General features: G+C 69.5%; 17 protein-coding genes. 5 read left to right on the forward strand and 12 right to left on the reverse strand.

All coding sequences use genetic code 11. The features are described from left to right. Window positions 1-49: 49 nt before the first annotated feature. From M2317_RS14800 to M2317_RS14815, 4 genes are all read right to left on the reverse strand, one after another. On the reverse strand, window positions 50-1195 hold the full coding sequence (locus tag M2317_RS14800; protein ID WP_429461419.1) for an AMP-binding protein: 1146 nt from the start codon (window positions 1193-1195) through the stop codon (window positions 50-52). A gap of 6 nt (window positions 1196-1201) precedes the next feature. Next, a complete protein-coding gene (locus tag M2317_RS14805; protein ID WP_429461421.1) occupies window positions 1202-2113 on the reverse strand; it encodes a 1,4-dihydroxy-2-naphthoyl-CoA synthase in 912 nt (303 codons plus the stop codon). Window positions 2114-2182: 69 nt separating this feature from the next. Beyond that, a complete protein-coding gene (locus M2317_RS14810; protein WP_429461423.1) occupies window positions 2183-3178 on the reverse strand; it encodes a permease prefix domain 1-containing protein in 996 nt (331 codons plus the stop codon). 1 nt (window position 3179) lies between these two features. After that, window positions 3180-3512, reverse strand: a complete 333-nt coding sequence (locus tag M2317_RS14815) for a PadR family transcriptional regulator (RefSeq protein WP_429461425.1) — start codon at window positions 3510-3512, stop codon at window positions 3180-3182. A gap of 78 nt (window positions 3513-3590) precedes the next feature. Between M2317_RS14815 and M2317_RS14820 the strand changes: the two genes are divergently transcribed. Continuing rightward, entirely contained in the window at window positions 3591-4601 is a 1011-nt protein-coding gene (locus M2317_RS14820; RefSeq protein WP_429461427.1) for a GNAT family N-acetyltransferase, read from the forward strand. A gap of 99 nt (window positions 4602-4700) precedes the next feature. Beyond that, entirely contained in the window at window positions 4701-5678 is a 978-nt protein-coding gene (locus tag M2317_RS14825) for an o-succinylbenzoate synthase (RefSeq protein ID WP_429461429.1), read from the forward strand. A 50-nt stretch (window positions 5679-5728) separates the two neighbouring features. Here M2317_RS14825 and M2317_RS14830 read toward each other — a convergent pair whose 3' ends face one another. Further along, entirely contained in the window at window positions 5729-6358 is a 630-nt protein-coding gene (locus M2317_RS14830; RefSeq protein WP_429461431.1) for a TetR/AcrR family transcriptional regulator, read from the reverse strand. A 128-nt stretch (window positions 6359-6486) separates the two neighbouring features. Between M2317_RS14830 and M2317_RS14835 the strand changes: the two genes are divergently transcribed. Beyond that, window positions 6487-9243, forward strand: coding sequence for an efflux RND transporter permease subunit (locus tag M2317_RS14835; RefSeq protein WP_429461432.1), 2757 nt, complete (start codon window positions 6487-6489; stop codon window positions 9241-9243). Further along, on the forward strand, window positions 9240-11396 hold the full coding sequence (locus M2317_RS14840; protein ID WP_429461434.1) for a YhgE/Pip family protein: 2157 nt from the start codon (window positions 9240-9242) through the stop codon (window positions 11394-11396). The genes M2317_RS14835 and M2317_RS14840 overlap by 4 nt, the downstream gene beginning before the upstream one ends. 97 nt (window positions 11397-11493) lie before the next feature. Here M2317_RS14840 and M2317_RS14845 read toward each other — a convergent pair whose 3' ends face one another. Together M2317_RS14845 and M2317_RS14850 are read right to left on the reverse strand one after the other, a co-directional pair. Next, window positions 11494-12999 carry a leucyl aminopeptidase gene (locus M2317_RS14845; RefSeq protein ID WP_429461436.1) on the reverse strand — a complete coding sequence of 502 codons (1506 nt, stop codon included), beginning with the start codon at window positions 12997-12999 and terminating at the stop codon, window positions 11494-11496. Between the two features lie 31 nt (window positions 13000-13030). Further along, on the reverse strand, window positions 13031-14692 hold the full coding sequence (locus M2317_RS14850; protein ID WP_429461438.1) for an AbgT family transporter: 1662 nt from the start codon (window positions 14690-14692) through the stop codon (window positions 13031-13033). 105 nt (window positions 14693-14797) lie between these two features. On the opposite strand from M2317_RS14850, the gene M2317_RS14855 reads away from it, so the two are divergent. After that, the gene (locus tag M2317_RS14855) at window positions 14798-16360 is read left to right on the forward strand and encodes an SLC13 family permease (protein ID WP_429461440.1); all 1563 of its coding nucleotides are present in this window, start codon (window positions 14798-14800) and stop codon (window positions 16358-16360) included. A gap of 19 nt (window positions 16361-16379) precedes the next feature. Here the strand turns inward: M2317_RS14855 and ccsB are convergent, their stop codons facing one another. Genes ccsB through M2317_RS14880 form a run of 5 tightly spaced genes read right to left on the reverse strand, consistent with a single transcriptional unit; the run spans window position 16380 to window position 20955 of the window. Next, the gene (gene ccsB, locus M2317_RS14860) at window positions 16380-17354 is read right to left on the reverse strand and encodes a c-type cytochrome biogenesis protein CcsB (protein ID WP_429461441.1); all 975 of its coding nucleotides are present in this window, start codon (window positions 17352-17354) and stop codon (window positions 16380-16382) included. 9 nt (window positions 17355-17363) lie between these two features. Next, window positions 17364-19088 (reverse strand): cytochrome c biogenesis protein ResB, encoded by a 1725-nt coding sequence (resB, locus tag M2317_RS14865; protein ID WP_429461443.1) that lies wholly within the window; start codon window positions 19086-19088, stop codon window positions 17364-17366. Beyond that, complete coding sequence (locus tag M2317_RS14870) at window positions 19069-19854, reverse strand: cytochrome c biogenesis CcdA family protein (protein WP_429461445.1); 786 nt, start codon at window positions 19852-19854, stop codon at window positions 19069-19071. Before M2317_RS14870 ends, resB begins: the two co-directional genes overlap by 20 nt. After that, complete coding sequence (locus M2317_RS14875; RefSeq protein ID WP_429461447.1) at window positions 19851-20498, reverse strand: TlpA family protein disulfide reductase; 648 nt, start codon at window positions 20496-20498, stop codon at window positions 19851-19853. Before M2317_RS14875 ends, M2317_RS14870 begins: the two co-directional genes overlap by 4 nt. Before the next feature lie 52 nt (window positions 20499-20550). Beyond that, window positions 20551-20955 (reverse strand): MerR family transcriptional regulator, encoded by a 405-nt coding sequence (locus tag M2317_RS14880; RefSeq protein WP_429461449.1) that lies wholly within the window; start codon window positions 20953-20955, stop codon window positions 20551-20553. Between the last annotated feature and the right edge of the window lie 32 nt (window positions 20956-20987).

Here is a 20987-nt window from a genome sequence, read left to right on the forward strand (position 1 = left end):
CGCCGATATTCGCGTGCACACGCGCCATGCAGACGGGCAGGTGAGCGGGTCAGCGCAGCTGCGCGGCCAGACTCCCGATCGCGTCGCGGTCGGGCTTGCCGCTCGGCAGCGTCGCGAGCTCATCGACCAGCACGAGGCGCGCGGGGCGCGCGTGCTTGCCGATCTCGGCGGCGACCGCCTCGCGCGCATGCTCGAGCTGCTCGGATTCGCTGCGTCGCAGGGCCTCGCCGCGCACGGCGACGATGACGGATGCCTCGCCCCACCTGTCGTCCTCGACGCCGACGACCACGGCCGAGGTCAGCCCGGGAATCCGACGCACGACGTTCTCGACCCGATCGAGCGACACGTTGATGCCGCCGGAGACGATCACGTTGTCCGCGCGCCCGTGGACCCGGACGACCCCGTTCTCGACGATCCCGAGGTCGCCGGTCCGGTACCAGCGGATGCCGTGCTCATCGCGCTCGAACATGCGGCCGGTGAGCACAGGGTCGTCGAGGTACCCGTCGGCGAGCATAGGGCCGGCGATCCGCAGTTCGCCGTCCACGCCATGCACGCTCACGGTCTCCAAAGGGATGCCGTCGTACACGCACCCGCCGCTCGTCTCCGTCGAGCCGTACGTGCGCACGAGGGGCGCCCCGGCATCCGCCGCCCGCTCGCGCAGCACCTCCGGCAGCGCCTGTCCGCCGACCAGGATCGCTCGGTACGCCTGCAGCGCCGCGCGCACGCCCGGTTCGCCGATCGCGTCGAGGAGGCTGGCGACCTGGGCGGGCACCAACGAGGTGAACAGGGCGTCATCGCGCGCCGTGCGCAGGTTCCTCAGCGTCGCCTCGGCGAACGCGAGCGGCGAGAACGCGCCGGAAAGGACCACTGGCTCGGTCCCGGCGAGGATCGACCGCACGAGCACCTGCAACCCCGCGACATAGCCCCCTGGTAGCGCCAGCAGCCAGCGCCCTGAGCCGACCCGCTCCGCTGTGGCCTCGGCGCCGGCCCGCAGCGCTTCCCCGCTGAGGACGACGCGCTTCGGGATGCCGGTGGAACCGGACGTCCCGATCACCACCGCGGTGCCGTCCGGGACGGCATCCGGCTGCTCACCCAGCATCCCGAGCCCGAGTGCCGGGCCGCCGTCGAGTGCGCGCCGCAGTTGATCGGCGAGGACGAGAGGATCCTCTGCGGAGGTGGCGATCAGAGACGTCATGGCGGATCAGAAGTGGTACGGGAACGCGGACCAGTCGGGGTCGCGCTTCTCGAGGAACGAGTCCCTGCCCTCGACGGCCTCGTCGGTGCCGTACGCGAGGCGCGTCGCCTCACCGGCGAACACCTGCTGGCCCACGAGGCCGTCGTCGACCGCGTTGAACGCGAACTTCAGCATCCGGATCGCCGTCGGCGACTTGGTGAGCACGGTCCGAGCCATGCTCAGCGCCTCGCGCTCGAGCTCCGCGTGCGGCACGACCCGGTTGACCGCGCCCATCTCAAAAGCGCGCTGCGCGGAGTACTCTTCGGCGAGGAAGAACACCTCGCGGGCGATCTTCTGCCCGGTCTGGCGCGCCATGTACGCCGAGCCGTAGCCGGCATCGAACGATCCGACGTCAGCATCCGTCTGCTTGAACCTCCCGTGCTCGGCGGAGGCGATCGTCAGATCGCACACGACGTGCAGGGAATGACCGCCGCCGGCGGCCCATCCGGGGACGACCGCGATCACCACCTTGGGCATGAAGCGGATCAGCCGCTGGACCTCGAGGATGTGCAGGCGGCCGGCGCGAGCCGGGTCCGCCACGACGGTCTCGTCGTCGGAGTACTTGTACCCGTCGCGCCCGCGGATGCGCTGGTCGCCGCCGGAGCAGAACGCCCAGCCGCCGTCCTTCGGACTCGGACCGTTGCCGGTGAGCAGCACGGCGCCGATGCGCGGGTCCTGCCTGGCGATGTCGAGCGCGCGGTAGAGCTCGTCGACCGTGTGCGGGCGGAACGCGTTGCGCACCTCCGGCCGGTTGAACGCGATCCGGGCGACGCCGCCGTCCACGGACACGTGCGCGGTGATATCGGTGTACGCCTCGGCCCCGGGCGCGAGCGTCCACTCTGAGGGATCGAACAGGTCGGAGACGAATGCGTTGTCCACGGCATCCAGCCTATTCCCCGGCAGCGCACTTCCCCGAGGAGCATGTCGCTCCCCCGGGAAGTGCGACCGTCAGACCAGCTCTGCACGCCCTGCCCGACGCGCCTTGCGCCATCCGTCCACGATGTCCCAGATCACGCCGACGGCAACACCGAAACCGAGCAGGACTCCCAGGATGCCGAAGAGGCCACCGTTTTCGGCCGACTCCGCCTGCCCCTCGGCGAATTTCTCGCCGCCCGCTTCCGTGACGAAGGCCAGGAAGTCGGGGTTGACGAGCTCGCCGCGCAGCAGCGGGATGAGCACCCAGGCGGCGAACGCCAGCGCGAGCACGGTGTTCAGCACCGCCAGCGTCGTGGTCCAGCGGCGCCGGCGGAACAGCGCGATCGCGAACACGGCCTCCACGACGATGAGGGCGAACAGCGCACCTATCCACCACGGCCACAGCTGCGGGTTCAGGATCGCGATCGGATCGCCTCCTGTCGGGAAGAAGCCGCGGATCCTGTCCCACACCACGGCGACGGCCGCGATGCCGAGGAACACCAGCGACGCGATCAGCTCACTGCGGCCGGCACCGTCCTCCTGGATCTCCGGCAGCTGGTCGACATCCCACCTGACACCGGTGTCGGCACCCGTCCGCTCGAAGACGACGAAGACCAGCGTCGTCCAGAAGCACAGGTGCACGATGACCTGCAGAACGACGGGCACGACCTGGCCGATCGTCTCGCCGACTCCCTCGCCCGACAGCAGCAGCCCCAGCGTCATACCGCCGACCACGCAGATCGGCACGATCCACAGCAGCAGCTTCAGCAGGCGCCACCAGGTCAGATAGTACTTCGGACCGATCAGCTGCAGCGGTCGCTCGGCGTAGCCGGCGGCGAGGATGTCGGGGTCGCCGAGCCCGGTCAGGACGGCGCGCTCGGCCTCCGCCGGCGCCTCGCCCTGGTCGACCCGCGCCTCGACGGCGTCGGCGATGGAGGCTGCGAGCTCGGCGCGGACGTCGTCCTGCGTGTCGGGCTTGAGGCTGCGGATGGTGGCCGAGATGTAGCGCTCGGACAGCGTGGCGGTCATGTCAGTGCTCCTCTTCGGTGAGCGAGGTGATCGCCGCGGTGAGCGATCGCCATTCCTGGGTCAGTGCGTCGGCGAGACGGATGCCGTCGGCGGAGGTCCGATAGAACTTGCGGGGCCTCGCCTCCTCGGTGTTCCACTCGCTCGTGAGGTATCCCTGCTTCTCCAGCCGCCGCAGCAGCGGGTACAGGGTGTTGGCGTCGGTGCTGAAGCCGTGCCCGTCGAGCTGCTCGAGCAGGCTGTAGCCGTATCCGGCGTCGCGCAGCAGCTGCAGACACGCGAGCACGATGGTGCCGCGTCGCAGTTCCTGCAGGTGCGTGTCGAACTCTTCGTTCATGTCGATCACATTACTGTGCGTCGCACACTATTGTCAATCGCACATCGCTGTCTCGGCTGCCAGCGCTAGCGTGAACAGGTGACCATCACGATCAGCCGCATCGATCCGTTCGACGACGACGCCTACGACGCATGGTGGGAGGCCTACGCCGCCGCCCGCCGCGTCGACATGGGCGAGAACGCCGTGATCTGGTCGCGCGACGAGAGCCGTGCCGAACTGCAGCAGCCCTCGGCGACGACCGAGCGGCGCGCGTTCGTCGCCCAGGAGGGCGCGGTCGTCGGCTCGGCATCCATCGGCCTACCCCTCAAGGACAACGTGCATTCGGCCGGCATCGGCGTGAACGTGCCGCCGGAGCACCGTCGCCGCGGCGTGGGCTCCGCCCTGCTCGCGCATGTCGAAGCCGAGGCGGCGGCCGCCGGACGCACGACCCTGCGGGCGGACATCTTCTGGCCGGCATCCGCGTCGGCAGACGGCACAGGCGAGCCGGGTTACGAGTTCGCGCGTCGGCACGGTTTCGCCGTCGCGCTCGGTGACCTGCAGGGTCGGCTCGATCTCCCGGTGGCGGATGCCGCGATCGAGGAGCTCCTCGCCGAAGCACCAGCGCCCGGGTACACGATCCGCAGCTGGGCGGGCGCCGTGCCCGAGGACGTCGTCGTCGAGTGGGCCGCACTGGACGCGTCCCTCGACACCGAGGCGCCCACCGGCGACCTGGACATCGAGACCGCATCGGCGGACGTCGCCGACTTCCGCGCCGACGAGGCGCTGGTCGCACGCCAGGGCCGCACGTCGTACGGCACGATCGCACTGACCGCGGACGGCCATGTCGCCGCCTATACGCAGATCGTCGTCTCGATCGATGACAGCAACGCCTATCAGTGGGGCACGCTCGTGCGCAGAGAGGACCGCGGCCACCGGCTCGGCCTGCGCATCAAGCTGGAGAATCTGCGGATGCTCCAGCAGCACTCCCCCGGCACGACGCGCGTCTACACGTTCAATGCCGACTCGAACGCTCACATGCTGGCTGTGAACACGCGTCTCGGCTTCCGCACCACCGCCCGCATGGCGGAACTGCAGAAGCGTCTGGGCTGAGGGTCAGCACCCTCGGCCGAGAAACCACGTCGTGCGCGAGAAACCACGACCGCGGTGGTTTCTCGCGCACGAAGTGGTTTCTCGCGGGATGATGGGGCGATGACGCCGCCGCTTGCCGACATCCTCGCCACCGCCCGAGTGGTCGCACTTCCGATGACGACCCGCTTCCGCGGCGTCGACGTCCGTGAAGCGCTGCTGCTGGAGGGACCCGCCGGTTGGGCGGAGTTCTCACCCTTCGTGGAGTATTCGGATGCCGAGGCATCCACGTGGCTCGCGGCAGCGCTCGATTTCGCGTGGAACGAGCAGCCGGCGCCGCGGCGCACGACGATCGGCGTGAACGCGACGGTGCCCGCCGTGCCGGCCGCCGATGTCGCCGCGATCCTCGCGCGCTTCCCCGGATGCCGCACCGCGAAGGTCAAGGTCGCCGACCCCGGCCAGGTGCTCGCGGACGACGTCGCGCGGGTCCGCGCCGTGCGCGAGGCGCTGGGCCCGGAGGGCCGGATCCGCATCGACGCGAACGGCGCCTGGAACGTGGACGAGGCGGAGCACGCGATCCATGCGCTCGCCGCGTTCGACCTCGAGTACGCGGAGCAGCCGTGCGCGAACGTCGACGAGCTGGCCGAGCTGCGCGCGCGCGTGAAGTACATGGGCATCCCGATCGCTGCGGACGAGAGCGTGCGCAAGGCCTCCGATCCGATCGCGGTCGCCCGTGCCGGCGCGGCCGACCTGCTGGTGATCAAAGCGCAGCCGCTCGGCGGAGTCCGCCGCGCACTCGCCATCGTGGCGGAGGCCGGGTTGCCGGCCGTCGTCTCGAGTGCTCTGGACACGGCCGTCGGCCTGTCGCAGGGGGCGATGCTCGCGGCATCCCTCCCGGAGCTCGAGTACGACTGCGGGCTCGGCACCGGGGCGCTGTTCGTCGAGGATGTGGCCGATCTCCGTCCGCGCGACGGCGCGATCCCCGTCGGCCGTGTCGTCCCGGATCCCGCGCGGCTCGATCGCCTCGCGGCGTCCGACGAACGCCGCGACTGGTGGCTCGCGCGTCTGACGCGGTGCCACGCCCTGCTCGCGTCCGCCTGACCAGCCCCGCTGAGCTCGCTCCGCAGCTGGACGGGCTGTGGTGACGCGGGCTATTCCGTCGGCGCGATGATGAGGTCGACGAGCTGTCCGAGGGCTTCGGCTCCGACATGGTGCAGGCTCTCGCCATCCAGCCCGTCGAGCGCGGCGCGCGCCATGCAGCCCTCCCACTGGACCATGAGCATCCGCGCGGCCGACGGGACGTCGATCCGCAGGGCGAAGAGACCGGTGTCGATGAGCCCCTGGATGATGTCCTCGATGCTCGTCACCATGGCGCGATCCTGCTCGCGGTAGGCCTTGGCGAAGCCCTCATCGCGCAGGGCGCGGATGCGGATCTCGCTCATCATGAGCACGCCGAGCCGGTCGTCCAGGCCGGAGTCCATGATCCGCTGCACGAGCGCTGTGGGATCCGCGTCGCCGGCGAGCACGCCCGACGCGACGAACTCGTCGATGCGCCCGCGGACCGACGAGAGGCGCTGCTCCGCGACGGACGAGGCGAGTGCCAGGAACAGCTGGTCCTTCGACTCGAAGTTCGAGTAGAAGGCGCCGCGGGTGAAGCCGGCGCGCTCGCAGATCGCCTCCACGCTCGCCCCCTCGAGGCCGATCTCCGCGAACACCTGCGCCGCGGCATCCAGCAGGCGAGCCCTGGTGTTCTCGCGGCGTCTGGTCACCGGAATCGTCATCGAAGCCTCCACAGTCCCACTCTCACACCTCGTCCACAGTTTCGCACGCCCGACTCACCTTAGGATACAGAGTTGTATCGGATACGCTTATGTATCCAACCTGCGCCGGCCCCTCACGGAGGATCCTCGTGTCCACACTCCTGTCGTCCCTCGGACGCTGGTCGTTCCGCCACCCCTGGCGAGTGCTCGTCTCCTGGCTGCTGGTGCTCGGCATCGCCGGCGGCGGCGCCCTCGTGCTCGGCACCGGAACGGACAATTCGTTCTCCATCCCCGGCACGGAATCGCAGGCCGGCCTCGAGCAGCTGTCCCGCTCGTTCCCCCAGGTCAGCGGCACGAACGCGCAGTTCATCGTCGTGGCCGCCGACGGCGACAGCATCACGGACGACGCCTACCGCGAGGACATCGAGGATGCCGTGGACGGCCTCGAGGGTCTCGACGGCGTCCTCGCCGTCACCTCGCCGTACGACGAGATGGTCGACGGCATGATCAACGACGACGAGACCGCCGCGATCGTCCAGCTGCAGTTCGACGGGCAGTCCACCGATGTCTCCCAGGAGACCAAGGACGAACTGGGCACCGTGGTGGACGATCTGTCCGCGGCTCTGCCCGACGGCTCGCAGACGGCACTCGGCGGGGACCTGTTCGCGACCTCGATCCCCGGCGTCACGCTGACCGAGGCCGTCGGCCTGCTGATCGCGCTCATCGTCCTCATCGTCACGTTCCGCTCGTTCGCGATGGCCGGCCTGCCCCTCGCGACCGCGATCCTCGGCGTCGGCATCTCGATCGCCGGGATCTTCGCGGCCACGGCCTTCGCCACCGTGTCGTCGACGACTCCCCTGCTGGCCCTGATGCTCGGTCTCGCTGTCGGCATCGACTATGCCCTGTTCATCATGGCCAGGCACCAGGACCAGGTCCGTGACGGCGTCGATCCGGAGGAGTCGGCAGCGCGTGCCGTCGGCACCGCGGGTTCCGCCGTCGTGTTCGCCGGCATCACGGTGCTCATCGCCCTGATCGGGCTCGGTTTCGCCGGCATCCCGTTCCTCACGACGATGGGCATCGCTGCGGCCGTCGCCGTCGCGATCGCGGTCGTCATCGCCGTGACGCTGACACCGGCGCTGCTCGGCTTCATGAAGGGCCGCGTCGTCGGCTGGAAGCGCACCCCGCGCCCGGCGAAGGAGGGCACCGCACCGCGCCGCTCGTTCAGCGGACGCTGGGTCGGCGGCATCACGAAGCGGCCGATTCTCACCTCGCTCGCCGTCGTCGTCGGCCTCGGCGTCATCGCCATCCCGGCGCTCAGCCTCAACCTCGCTCTGCCCAACGCCGGCGTGCTGCCGAAGGACTCCGAGGCTCGGCAGAGCTACGACCTCGTCGCAGAGGAGTTCGGCCCCGGGTTCAACGGCCCGCTCATCCTCACCGGCACGATCGTCACCTCGACGGATCCGCTGACCCTCATGGAGGACCTCGGTGAGGCCGTGGCCGACATCGACGGCGTCAAGGAGGTCGCGCTCGCGACGCCGAACGAGACCGCCGACACCGGCATCGTGCAGGTGATCCCGGAGACGGCGCCGGACGACCCCGCCACCAGCGAGCTCGTGCGCGAGCTGCGTTCGCATCACGACGAGTGGCTGGACGAGTTCGGAATCGATGTGAAGGTGACCGGATTCACGGCCGTCGCGATCGACATCTCCGACCAGCTCGGCGCCGCGCTGCTGCCGTTCGGGATCTTCGTGATCGGCCTGTCGCTCATTCTGCTGACGATCGTGTTCCGCTCGATCTGGGTGCCCGTCACGGCCGCGCTCGGCTACCTGCTCTCCATCATCGCGGCGTTCGGCGTCGTGGGCGCAGTGTTCGAGTGGGGCTGGTTCGCCGACGCACTGCACGTCGCCAAGACCGGCCCGATCATCAGCTTCATGCCGATCGTCCTCATGGGCGTGCTGTTCGGCCTCGCCATGGACTACCAGGTCTTCCTCGTCTCGCGCATGCGCGAGGACTTCGTGCACGACCCGGCGTCGAAGAGCGCGGACCGCGCCGAGCGCCGGACCGCGGCGATCCGCGCCGTCCGGTCCGGGTTCAGCGGCTCGGCGAAGGTCGTCACCGCCGCCGGACTCATCATGTTCGCCGTCTTCGTGGCGTTCGTCCCCGAGGGCGATTCGTCGCTCAAGCCGATCGCGCTCGGCCTCGCCGCCGGCATCGCGATCGACGCGTTCCTCGTCCGCATGACGCTCATCCCGGCCCTCATGACGATCCTCGGTGAGCGCGCGTGGGAGCTGCCGCGCTGGCTGGAGCGGATCCTGCCCAGTGTCGACGTCGAGGGCGAAGCCGTCGAGCGCGAACGGCACCTCGCGTCCTGGCCCGGCGATGATTCCGTCATCGCCGCAGACGATCTGGTGCTCCGTGCCGATGCGCCGATCCTCGAGGGCGTCACGCTGCGTCTCGCCCCGCGCGCCGCGCAGATCGCCACGGCTCCGGATGCCCGGGTGCGTCGCGCGCTCGCGCTGGCCGTCGCCGGTCGCATCGCCCCCGACGACGGCCGCCTGCGGGTAGCCGGACATCTGCTCCCCGGCCGCGCCGCCTGGGTGCGCGCCCATGTCGGCTGCGTGCTCGTCGACGACACGGATGCCGCACTCGCCGACCTGCGCGAGGCACTGCGGGGGCGTTCCGAACTCGTCGTGATCGACGGCATCGACCTGCTCGGCGGCGCGCAGCGCGACCAGGCGACGGCGATGCTCAGGGATGCCGCGGCATCCCGTGACCTGGCCGTGTTCGCCACGGCATCCGATGCGTACGTCGGCCGCGCGATCCTGGCGGATGCCGGATGGCCGGACGCCGACGTCGTCGACACCCGCTTCCCCCACCGCACCGAGACCACCGAGGTGACCGCATGACCCTCTCCGCCGAACGGACGCGTTCCCGCACGAAGATCACCTGGCTGACTGTGCTCGGCGTGCTGCTGCTGCCGGCGATCATCGGTGGACTACTGGTCGCGGCGCTGCAGAATCCGACCGAGCGCCTCGACTCGATGACCGCGGCGATCGTCAATCTCGACGAGCCGGTCACGATCGACGACCAGTACACGCCGCTCGGGCGGCAGCTCGCCTCGGGTCTCGTCGAGGGTTCGGACGAACTCGACTCCAACCTGACGTGGGTGATCTCGAACGAGGACGACGCGGCCGAGGGCCTCGCCGACGGCAGCTACCAGGCCGTCATCACGATTCCGGAGAACTTCTCCGCGGCCGCGACCTCCTCGGGCACCGCGATCGCCGATGGCGGCGGCGAAGCCGAGCAGGCGACGATCACGGTCACCACACCGGATGACGGCCGCGTCGCCGACGACCTCATCACGTCCCAGATCGCCACCGCCGCTACATCGACCATGGGCACGATGCTCAGCGAGGCGACCATGGAGAACGTGCTGGTCGGCTTCACGACGCTCGGCGACCAGCTCGGCGAGGCCGCGGACGGCGCGACGACGCTGGCCGACGGTGCGTCGAAGGCCGCGGACGGGGCGACCGCTCTGCCGGATGGGGCGACCCAGCTCGCCGACGGCGTCAGCCAGCTCGGCGACGGAGCGTCCCAGCTCGGCGATGGGGCATCCGAGATCTCGAACGGAGCGACCCAGCTCGCGGACGGCGCGACGCAGCTCAGCGGCGGCGCGAGCTCGCTCGGAACCGGACTGGACACGATCGCAGCGAAGACCCGCGAAGCGGGTTCCGGGGCGACGACGCTCGGGCAGGGGCTGCTCTCCGGCGCGGCTGCGATGGCCGACCCCGCTGGCGACATGGGCCGGCTCGTCGGCGCGGCGGGCACGGTCGCGTCGGAGTCCGCCGCCGCCGCGGAATCGACCGTCACGACGGCGACGCAGGTCGGTGAACTCGCGGCCACGCTCGGCGCGCTGGCCGCGCAGTGCGATCCTGTGGTGTCCGGCGACCTCTGTGCGCAGCTCGCCACGGCCGCTGAGGATGCCGGGACCGCTGCCGCATCCGCCGGCGACGCCGCGACGGCGGCCGGCACCGCGTCCGGTTACGCCGGTCCGCTCGCGGAGGGCATCGGCGCGCTGCCGCAGACGCTGTCCGCGCAGCTCAGCGAGGCCGGAGGTGCCGCGGTCGCGCTGGGCGACGGCCTGAACCAGCTCGCCGGCGGAGTCGACCAGTCGGCGGCCGGCGCCCGCGAGCTCGCGAACGGGGCGACCGGCCTGTCGACAGGTGCGACCGGGCTCGGCCAGGGAGCGGGGCAGCTCGCGACCGGAGCCGACGAGCTGAGCTCCGGCGCCGGACAGCTCGGCGACGGCGCCACGCAGCTCGCCGATGGCGCGACCGAGCTCGTCGACGGTCTCGACCAGCTCGCGGACGGCACCGGGGAACTCGCGAGCGGTCTCGACACGGCCGTGGAGTCGATCCCCTCGTTCTCGGAGGACGAGTCGTCCTCGCTCGCCTCGGTGATCGCCGACCCCGTGTCGTCGAACACGGCGGCATCGACGATCTTCGGGCCGACGGCGATCCCGCTGCTGACGGCCGTCGTGCTCTGGTTCGGCGCGCTCGCGACCTTCCTCGTGCTGCGACCGCACACGGCGCGCACGCTCACCTCGCGCCGTCCGTCGATCGCGCTCGCTCTGCGGGCATTCGCTCCGGCCGCGCTCATCGGCGCGGGTCAGGGCCTGCTCGTGTCGCTCATCGTGCAGATCGTGGCGCAGTACGACGCTGCGACCTGGTGGGTGTTCGCGGGAACGGCCGTGCTCGCCGGCATCGCCTTCGCCGCCGTGAATCAGGCTCTGGTGGCCGTGCTGGGCGGCGTCGGCCGTTGGATCAGCGCACTCGTCGGCGTCCTGGCGATAGCCACCGGGCTCATCTCGACCGTGCCGGCCTGGCTCGCCTCCCTCGGTGCCGCTCTGCCGACCCAGGCGGCCTACACCGGACTGATCGCCGGCAGCGGCGCGGCAGTGGCCGCGCTGATCGTATGGAGTGTGCTGGCGCTGGGCATCACGACGCTCGCGGTCGCACTGCGCCGGACGACGTCAGCGAAGGCCGTCCTCGCCACCTGATTCCGCGCGGCCGCAGCGAAGAAGACAAAAGCCGGTTCATCGTCCCTGGAACCGGCTTTTGTCTTCTCTCTCCGGACCGAAAGACCAGGCTCCCCCCTCACCGCGCAGTGAAGCTCCGCGCGGACTCCAGCAGGATCCGGGCGCCGAAACCGGTGGCCCCGGCCGTGCGCCAGGAGTCGTCCTTCTCGGTCTGCATGGTGCCCGCGATGTCGAGGTGCGCCCACGGGGTCGTGCCGACGAAGTGTGCGAGGAACAGGGCCGCCGTCGTCGCGCCGGCGTACGGTCCGCCGAGGTTCGCGATGTCCGCGATGTCGGAGTCGAGCTGCTTGCGATACTTCTTCTCGAGCGGCAGCTGCCAGACCGGCTCATCGGTCGCCGCCGAAGCCGCGCGGACCAGGTCGATCGTGGACTGGTCGTTGCCCAGCACGGGTGCGGTCGCAGGTCCCAGGGCGACGAGAGCAGCGCCGGTGAGCGTGGCGATGTCGATGATCGCGTCGACGCCGTCCTCGTTCGCGAGCACGAGGGCGTCGCTCATCACGAGCCGCCCCTCGGCGTCGGTGTTCTTCACCTCGATCGTGGTGCCGCCTCGGGCGGTGAGCACATCGCCGAGCTTGTAGGACGTCCCGGACGGCATGTTGTCCGTGCACATCAGCCACCCGGTCACCTTCGCACCCGCGCCGGCATCCCGCAGCGCGGTGAACGCGCCGAGGACCGCTGCGGCGCCGCCCATGTCCATCTTCATCAGCAGGTGCATCGGATCGCTGGGCTTGAGGCTGATGCCGCCCGAGTCGTACATGATGCCCTTGCCGACGAGTCCGAGATGCCCTGATGCCTCGCCGGTCGGAGTGTAGCTCAGCTTGATCATGCGGGGCTCTTCCACCGAACCCTGATTGACGCCGAGCAGTCCCCCGCAGCCCAGGTCGATGAGCGCCTGCTTGTCGAACAGCTCGACGTCGAAGCCGAACCGGGCGCCGAGATCGACGGCGATGTCTCCCATGTCGGCGGCGGTCAGGTGGCCCGGAGGGGTGTTGGCCAGGTCACGGGCGACGATCGTGGCGCGCGCGGCCACGATGGCGGATTCCACGGCAGCCGCGGCATCCGCAGCGCCCGCCGCGTCGATCGTCAACGCCGACAGTTCCACATGCTTGCTCACGTTCGACAGTTCCGTGTAGCGGTAGCGCGCGAGCAGCGCCCCCTCCACGAGCGCCCGTACGGCGTCGTCCGGGGCGACCGGACCCGAGGCGGCCAGTTGGATGGCGACCTTCGACCGACGGGCCGCCGCCCGCACGACGCCCGCCGCGGCGTCCCGGAGCACGGCAGGGGTCACCTCGTCACGAGCCCCCAGCCCCACTGCCACGATGTCGGCTGCGCCGGCCCGAGCAAGCAGCAGGGTCGATCCCGCTTCCCCGGTGAAGCCGGCCTCTGCCAGTTGTTCCCGGCTGAACCCGACCGCATCGGGCACCTCGCCGTCCGTGTGGATGCCGATGCCGATCGCCTCGGCATCCGTCGGCGCACCGAGCTGAACGCTCGTCGCCTCGAGCGCATCGAGACCCGGCACGGTGCGGAAGTCGGCGGGGATCAGCTTGTTCGGGCTGCGGGTCATGGTGGTGCTCCTTCAGTCGAATCGGAAAGGGTCAGCCGGCGATGTCCACCGGGGAGCCGGGGCCCCACGGGATGCCGAGCGCGAACCAGACCACGTACAGGGCGGTCCAGGCGAGCAGCATCCAGACCGCGTACGGGATCATCAGGGCGATGATCGTGCCGATACCGGCGTCCTTCTTGTAGCGCTGGGCCACGGTGACCATGAACGGCAGGTAGACCATGAGCGGCGTGAGGACGTTCACCGGGGAGTCGCCGACGCGGTATGCGGCCAGCAGCGTCTGCGGTGCCACATCGAGCGACGCGAAGATCGGGATGAACACCGGCGCGAAGATGACCCACTTGGGCACCAGGCCGGGAAGGATGAAGTCCAGGATCACGATCACGACGATGAACGCGAGCAGGAGCACGATCGCGGGAACGCTCGCCTGCTCGAGCAGCTCGGCGGCCGAGATGGCGGCGACGGTCGGCAGGTTCGTCCAGTTGAACAGGGCGATGAACTGCGCGATCATCAGGAACATCACGAGCAGTCCGCCGAGCGTGCCGAAGGTCTTCGCGATCGCGCCGACCGCGGCATCCCCGCCCCGCAGCGTCTTGGCGCCGGCGCCGTATGCCACGCCGCAGACGAGGAACGCGAGCGAGATGATGAAGACGAGGCTCGCCATGAACGGCGTCGTCCCGATGATGTCGCCGGTCTCCGGGTCGCGCAGCGGTGCACCAGGCGGCAGGGTGAGTGCGAGGATCACCGCGACGAACCCGAGCAGCGCCCAGAACGAGAACTTCAGGCCGCGCGCCTCCGCATCGTGGTCGATGTTCTCGGCGTCGTCGGCGATCGTCATCTCGCTGCGGTCGTACGTGCCGAGCCGCTTCTCGGTGATGAACATCGTCACCAGAAGAGCGACGGCCGTCAGCAGGAACGTCGACACGATGCCGAAATAGAAGTTCTGCGTGACCTCGATCGGCTCCATGCCTGCGCTGACGAGCACTTCATTCGTGACCTCGGTCAGCATGCTGTCGCTGGGGGTGATGAGCAGGTTCGCACCGAACGCCGCGCCGACGCCCGCGAAGGCCGCAGCGAGACCCGCGAGCGGGTGACGACCGACCGTGATGAAGGCGGCCGCCGCGAGCGGGACGAGGATCAGATATCCGGCATCCGTCGCCACTGACGAGAGCACGCCGACGAAGATCAGGATCGCCGCGATGAGTCGGCGCGGTGCGACCTTGACGACCCGGCGGATGAGCGCCCCCATGAGGCCCGCGTGCTCGGCGACGCCGACGCCGGCCATCGCGATGAGCACGACGGCGACGACGCCGAAGCTCGCGAAGTTGTCGACGAACGACGAGAAGAAGAAGCGGATGCCCTCGACCGAGATGAGGTTGCGCACTTCGAAGGTGCGCTCCTCGATCGTGTAGTCCGGGACCACGGCCGGCTGTCCCGTCGTGGTGTCGTAGATCGTCCAGCCTCCGCCGAACTGCTCGTTGAGCTGGGTGAGCTTGTCCTGCGGGCCGGGGATGACGACCTCATCCGTGACCGAGACGCCGACCCACGCGAGGATCGCCGACAGCACCGCGATGAGCGCGATCAGATAGACGAACATGATCGTCGGGTTCGGCACCCTGTTGCCGACTTTCTCGATCCAGTTCAGGAAACCCTTGTTCGCCGTATCCGGGGCACTCGCCGCCGTCGCTTCTGACATGGCTCTCATACTGTCGATGCAGCGTCGTATCGTGCAACCCCGCGCCGAGGAACGCGCGGAAACCCGCGCGCCGCGCGGACGACCGTTGGCCTATGTTTGACGCATATGGACCCGATCATCACCACCCTCGTGATCCTGCTGTGCGCGGTGATCGCGTTCGTGTCGAACCGGATTCCGCTCGGCATCGTCGCGGTCGGGGTGTCCGTCGCGCTCTACCTCACCGGCATCCTCGACCTGAACAGCGCACTGGCCGGCTTCGGGGATCCGACCGTCATCTTCATCGCCGCACTGTTCGTGGTGAGCGAGGCACTGGAGTCGACGGGCATCGTGGCGTGGGCGGGGCAGGAGGTGATCGCACGCACGGGCACGAGACGCGGACCGCTGCTGCTGACGATCGGGCTGCTCACCGCAGCGCTGACCGCGGTCATCAGCGTCAACGGCTCGGTCGCGGCTCTCCTGCCGCTCGTGGTCGTCGTCGCGGCACGCGCCGGCATCCGCCCGTCGCAGATGCTCATGCCGCTGGCGTTCTCGGCGCACGCGGGGTCGCTGCTCGCGCTCACCGGGACGCCGCTGAACATCATCGTCTCGGGGATGGCCGAGGACAACGGCGGACGCCCGTTCGGCTTCTTCGAGTTCGCGCTCGCGGGGCTCCCGCTGGTGATCGGCACCCTGGTCATCATCCTGCTGTTCGGCTCGCGGCTGCTGCCCGATCGCACCCCGGCATCCGCGCCGGTGGATCTCGAACAGTTGGCGGCCACCCTGCGCGAGGACTACGCGATCGCTCCGGACCGCGCCCTGATGTCCCGCTCCCGCGGCGTGGCCGAGGTCGTGGTTCCGCCGCGATCGTCGCTGATCGGGCTGCACGTCTTCCCCGGCATGACGACTCCGAGCGGGGACCTGGTCGTGCTGGGTGTGCGCCGCGGCACGGAAGCCCTCGACGACGCAGGCACCGACCTGCAGGTCGGCGACGCCCTGCTGCTCGACGGCTCCTGGGATGACCTGCACCGCCACACGGCGAAGCGCGAAGAGGTGCTCGTGGTCGACGCTCCCCTCACGCTGCGGCGATCCGTGCCGCTGGGCGTCGGGGCGAAGCGGACGATCGTGATCCTCATCGCCATGATCGTCCTGCTGGCGAGCGGCATCGTCCCGGCATCCATCGCCGGGCTGCTCGCCGCCGGCGCGCTGATCCTCACCCGAGTGGTCTCGATCACCCGCGCGTATCGCGCGATCTCGTGGACGACCGTGATCCTCGTCGCCGGCATGATCCCCCTGTCGACCGCGTTCCAGGAGACCGGGACGGCTCAGCTCATCGCAGACGGGCTGCAGTCGATGCTGGGGGATGCCGGGCCGCATGTCGCGGTCGCCGTGGTCGTGCTCATCACGCTCGTCCTCGGGCAGCTCATCAGCAACACCGCCACCGTGCTGATCGTCGCCCCGGTCGCGATAGCGCTGGCGAGTGCGATGGAGGTGTCCGTGATGCCGTTCATGATGGCGCTCACGGTCGCGGGTGCCGCAGCTCTGCTCACCCCGGTCGCGACGCCGGCGAACCTCATGGTGATGGAGCCGGGCGGCTACCGCTTCGGCGATTACGCCCGACTGGGGCTGCCGCTCATGGCGCTGTACTTCGTCGTCGCCGTGTTCTATGTGCCGCTGATCTGGCCGTTCTGATCCACTGCGGGCACTGAACTCAGCTCAGGCCGGAGTACGCGTGCAGACCCTTGAAGAAGACGTTCACGACCGTGAAGTTGAACAGCACGGCGGCGAAGCCGACGATCGACAGCCACGCTGACGGGCTGCCCCGCCAGCCGCGCGTCGCGCGCGCGTGGATGTACCCCGCGTAGAGCACCCAGATGATGAACGTCCAGGTCTCCTTGACGTCGAAGCCCCAGTAGCGGCCCCAGGCGTCCTGCGCCCAGATCGCACCGGCGATGAGCGTGAACGTCCAGAAGATGAAGCCGATGATCGCGAAGCGGTAGGCGAGGGCTTCCAGCCGCTCGGCCGTGGGCATCGTCGCGAGGAAGCGCGGCCCCGTCTTCTCCGCGTGCTCCGCGATCCTGCGCTCGCGCCGCGCCTGCAGCAGCTGCAGGACCGACAGCGAGCAGGCCAGTGCGAGGAACGCGGTGGCGAGCGAGGCGACGAACACATGGACGACGAGCCAGACGCTCTTGAGCGCGTCCTGCAGCGGGACGACCTCGACGTAGAAGTTCGTCGAGGCGACGCCGAGCAGCACGACCACGAGGCCGATGATGAAGGTGCCGAGGTAGCGCACGTCCACACGTGTCAGCACCACGAGGTAGACCAGCACGATCAGCGCCGTCCCGATCATCGCGAACTCGTAGAGGTTGGCCCACGGCACGCGCCCCGCGGCGACGCCGCGCATCACGAGCGCGGCGACGTGGAACAGGAACGCCAGTACGGTGAGTGCCGTACCGATCCGCGCCATGACGAAGCGCGGCTTCTTCGGCGCTTCGGATCCGGATGCCGCGGCGAACGCCTCCCCCGGCGAACCCGCCCCGACCGAGACGAGCTCGCGCTCGAGTCGCGCATCGGCGGACGCGGACGAGCGGCCGGCGAGATCGAACGCGTACGCGATGAATGCCGCGGCGTAGATCGCGATGGCCGTCCAGATGCACAGCAGCGAGTAGTCGTCCAGCGCTTCCATGGTGTCAGTCTACTTTCGGGGGTCGGTTCGGGAATCGAGCAGTCGTTCGTGGCCTTCGGCGAGGTCTTCCACAGCCTTCGCGAGGGTCGGGTCCTCGCCGCGCGCGAGTCCCGCGTATTCGAGGCGTACGACGCCGTCGCCGGCCGTCGCCTTGACCCACATGCGTCGCCGCGGGACGAACAGCGCCAGCCCCAGGCCGGCCAACGCGAGCAGCGCGAACACCAGGACCCATGTCGCCGACGCATCGTGATGCACCTGCAGCGAGGCATAGCGCTTGACCGACTCGGTGAAATCGCCCTCCGCCGTGCCCGCGGGCGACTCGTCCTCGAAGGTGACCGTGCCCAGACCGTTCGGGAGGTCGGCGGTCTCCCCCGGCTGCAGTTCGAGGGATTCGACGCCGGAATCGCCGCCCGCGATCTCGGTCAAGTCGGTGGTGTCGAGCGTGTAGACCGAGCGCGGTGTTCCGTCGTCGATGCCGAGGTCGCCCTGATAGACGCGCAGCGTCAGCAGCGGTGCGTACGTGTCGCCGTAGATCGAGGTGAACGCGCCGGATTCGAGCTGCCCCTGCGTCGGGTAGAAGAATCCGAGCATGCCCAGCTGCTCGGGCATCCCGTCCGTGACCTTGACGACGCCGAGCGAGGTCATGTTCGTGTCCTGCGGCAGGAACTCGACCGAGTCCCGGAAGACGACCGTGCCGTCCGCGTTGCGGACGGTGATGGTCGGTGCGTAGCCGTTTCCGAGCAGGTAGATCTTGTCGCCGGCGATGCTCAGCGGATGGTTCACCTGGACCGAGCCGTCCCACTCGGAACCGTCCGTGTCGCGCACCGACACGTTCGCCGAGTAGTCACCCGCCTGACCGGATGCCGTGGAGCCGAATTCCTGATAGGTCACGTCGAACGAGTCCAGCGTCATGGCGTACGGCGCGAGGGCGTCATCTCCGACGAAGCGTCCGCGGTTCATCGAGTTGTAATCCACCAGGGAGTTGACGAAGGTCTCGCCCTCGACGACGACCTTCTGCCCGGTGTACGCGAACCCGCCGCCGACGCCGACGGTCACGAGGACTCCGACCAGTGCGAGATGGAACAGCAGGTTGCCTGTCTCGCGCCAGTAGCCGCGTTCGGCCGAGACCGAGTAGGTCTTACCGGCGTCGTAGCGCTCCACGCGGTAGCCGAGCGCCTTCAGCTGCTTCTGCGCGACGTCCGCTGCCCGGGATGCTTCGGCTGCGGCATCCTCGGTCGAGGCGGTTTCGCGCTCGACCTCGAGGTGGTCGGCCAGGCGCTGCAGCCGCGCGGGCGTCCGCGGCGGCCTCGTGCGCAGCGCCTTCGCATGGTGCTTGATCCGCGGGATGACGCATCCGACGAGCGACGCGAACAGCAGCAGGTAGATCGCCGAGAACCAGGGCGACAGGTACACGTCGAACATGCTCAGCGCGTCGAGCACCGGGAACATGTCGGGGTTGTTGGCCTGCCACTGCGTCACGCCGTTCGGGTCGGCCATGCGCTGCGGGAAGACCGAGCCGGGGATCGCCGCGATCGCGAGGATCAGCAGCAGCACGAGCGCGGTGCGCATCGACGTCAGCTGCCGCCATCCCCAGCGCAGCCAGCCGACGAACCCGAGTTTCGGCTGGTTGATCGCGGAATCGTCGCCGTCGATGTGATCGGACGGACGCAGGGGGTCGGAGGACTCGGAGCTCACGGCATCCTTCTCGGTCGAACTAGAGCGGGAGGTAGACACTGCCCATCACCGCCTGCAGCCGGACCATCAGGGTGGTCCAGACGCCCGTCACCATCAGGATGCCGAGAATGATGAGCATCGCTCCGCCGATGACGTTCACGGTGCGGATGTGGCGGCGAAGGAACCCGACGGCGCGGGTCGCCCAGCCGAACCCGAGCGCCACGAGCACGAACGGGATGCCGAGGCCGATCGAATAGGCGATGCCGAGGAATCCGGCGCGAACGGGGTCTCCGACGTTGAACGACAGGGCGACGATGGCGGCGAGCGTCGGCCCCATGCAGGGCGCCCACCCGATGCCGAGCGCGACCCCGAGCAGCGGGGCGCCGATGATCCCGGCCTTGGAGTCGACGTGGAAGCGCCATTCGCGCTGCGCGAACCCGAACAGGCCGATGAAGACGAGCCCCATCAGAATGATCACGACGCCGAGGATCCGGGTGATGAGATCGCCCCACTGCAGGAAGAAGACTCCGGCGGCACCGCCGAGCACCGTGAACGCGACGAAGACGACGGTGAACCCGAGGATGAACAGCAGCACGCCGAGCACGAGGCGGCCGCGCGTCGCGGTCGTCGTCGCGGTCGTCGTGCCCGTCGCCGTGGCCCTCGTCGTCGAGTCGCTGCGCTGCGGAACGGCGGCACCGAGGAACCCGAGATAGCCGGGCACGAGCGGCAGCACGCATGGGGAGAGGAAGGCGGCGAGTCCGGCGAGCATCGCCAGCGGCACCGCGACCAGCAGACTGCCGTCCCCGATCAGGGCCTGGACGTTCACGCGCTCTCCGCGAGCGCGTCCTTGACCAGGGTCTCCAGAATCGACGCGCTCTCGAGCTCGCCGAGCACACGGGCGGCGACGCGTCCCTGCTTGTCGAGCACGAGCGTCGTCGGGGTGGCCTGGATGGGGATGACCCGTGCGAAGGCGAGCTTCGCCTCCCCCGTCTTCGCGTCCATCACGCTCGGGTACGTGACGCCGTAGGTCTCGGCGAATGCCTTGGCGGTGTCGGCCTCGTCGAGAGTGTTGACGCCGATGAACGTCACGCCCTCGTCCTGATAGTCCTGCCAGACGGATTCGAGATCGGCGGCCTCCACCCGGCACGGCGGGCAGCCGGCGTACCAGAAGTTGACGACGGTGACGTCGCCGGCGAGATCGGCACTGTCGAAGTCCTCGCCTTCCTCGGTGACGCCCGAGAACTCGATCGGCGCCTCACGGTCGTCCGGTGCGATCTCGAGCACGGTGAACCCGTTGGCGGCGACGTAGCCCTTGTCCTCTCCGTTCAGGTACTGCTCGGCGACCGGGTCGGGCGCGCAGGCCGTCAGGCCGACGGCGAGCACCGCGGCGAGCGCGGCTCCGAGCAATCCCCGCGAGCGGGAACGGGAGGTCTGGCCGGCGCGGTCGGAGAGAACCGTGGGATCGGGCACGAGCCCAGTCTACGTGGCGGATTCTATGGGTACTCTGAGCCTTCTGCCAGCCTCAGAACCGCGCCAGGACGTCCTCCACCCCCAACCGGAACCGTGGGCACGTCGTGATGTCGTGGGCGCTGCAGCGCAGCGCGTGCTCGGTCATCTCCCGCGACCGGCGCATCTCCTCCATCCGCCGATCCAGGTCGTCGAGGTGAGCGTGCAGCACCTCGTGCCGGCCGGAGCGGCCGTCATCCAGCAGCACGCCGATCTGCTCGAGCGACATGCCCGCGGCCTTGCTGCGCTGGATCACCGCGATCCGCACGATGTCGTCCTCGCCGTAACGACGACGGTCGGCATCATCCCGATCCGGCCGGAGGAGACCGACGCTCTCCCAGTGCCGGAGGACGTTCGTGGGCAGATCGAAGCGCTCCGCGACCTCGCCGACGGACCAGGGACGGGAAGGACTTGACTTCATGTTGACATGAAGTCACAGACTGATCCCGAACG

The sequence above is a fragment of the Microbacterium sp. ZKA21 genome (assembly GCF_050434165.1).
Lineage (GTDB): Bacteria > Actinomycetota > Actinomycetes > Actinomycetales > Microbacteriaceae > Microbacterium.

Coding starts and splice junctions, on each gene's coding strand:
- M2317_RS14800 (WP_429461419.1), bottom strand. CDS start 1,195: ATGACGTCTCTGATCGCCACCTCCGCAGAGGATCCTCTCGTCCTCGCC.
- M2317_RS14810 (WP_429461423.1), bottom strand. CDS start 3,178: ATGACCGCCACGCTGTCCGAGCGCTACATCTCGGCCACCATCCGCAGC.
- M2317_RS14815 (WP_429461425.1), bottom strand. CDS start 3,512: ATGAACGAAGAGTTCGACACGCACCTGCAGGAACTGCGACGCGGCACC.
- M2317_RS14825 (WP_429461429.1), top strand. CDS start 4,701: ATGACGCCGCCGCTTGCCGACATCCTCGCCACCGCCCGAGTGGTCGCA.
- M2317_RS14830 (WP_429461431.1), bottom strand. CDS start 6,358: ATGACGATTCCGGTGACCAGACGCCGCGAGAACACCAGGGCTCGCCTG.
- M2317_RS14840 (WP_429461434.1), top strand. CDS start 9,240: ATGACCCTCTCCGCCGAACGGACGCGTTCCCGCACGAAGATCACCTGG.
- M2317_RS14845 (WP_429461436.1), bottom strand. CDS start 12,999: ATGACCCGCAGCCCGAACAAGCTGATCCCCGCCGACTTCCGCACCGTG.
- M2317_RS14850 (WP_429461438.1), bottom strand. CDS start 14,692: ATGTCAGAAGCGACGGCGGCGAGTGCCCCGGATACGGCGAACAAGGGT.
- M2317_RS14855 (WP_429461440.1), top strand. CDS start 14,798: ATGGACCCGATCATCACCACCCTCGTGATCCTGCTGTGCGCGGTGATC.
- ccsB (WP_429461441.1), bottom strand. CDS start 17,354: ATGGAAGCGCTGGACGACTACTCGCTGCTGTGCATCTGGACGGCCATC.
- M2317_RS14880 (WP_429461449.1), bottom strand. CDS start 20,955: ATGAAGTCAAGTCCTTCCCGTCCCTGGTCCGTCGGCGAGGTCGCGGAG.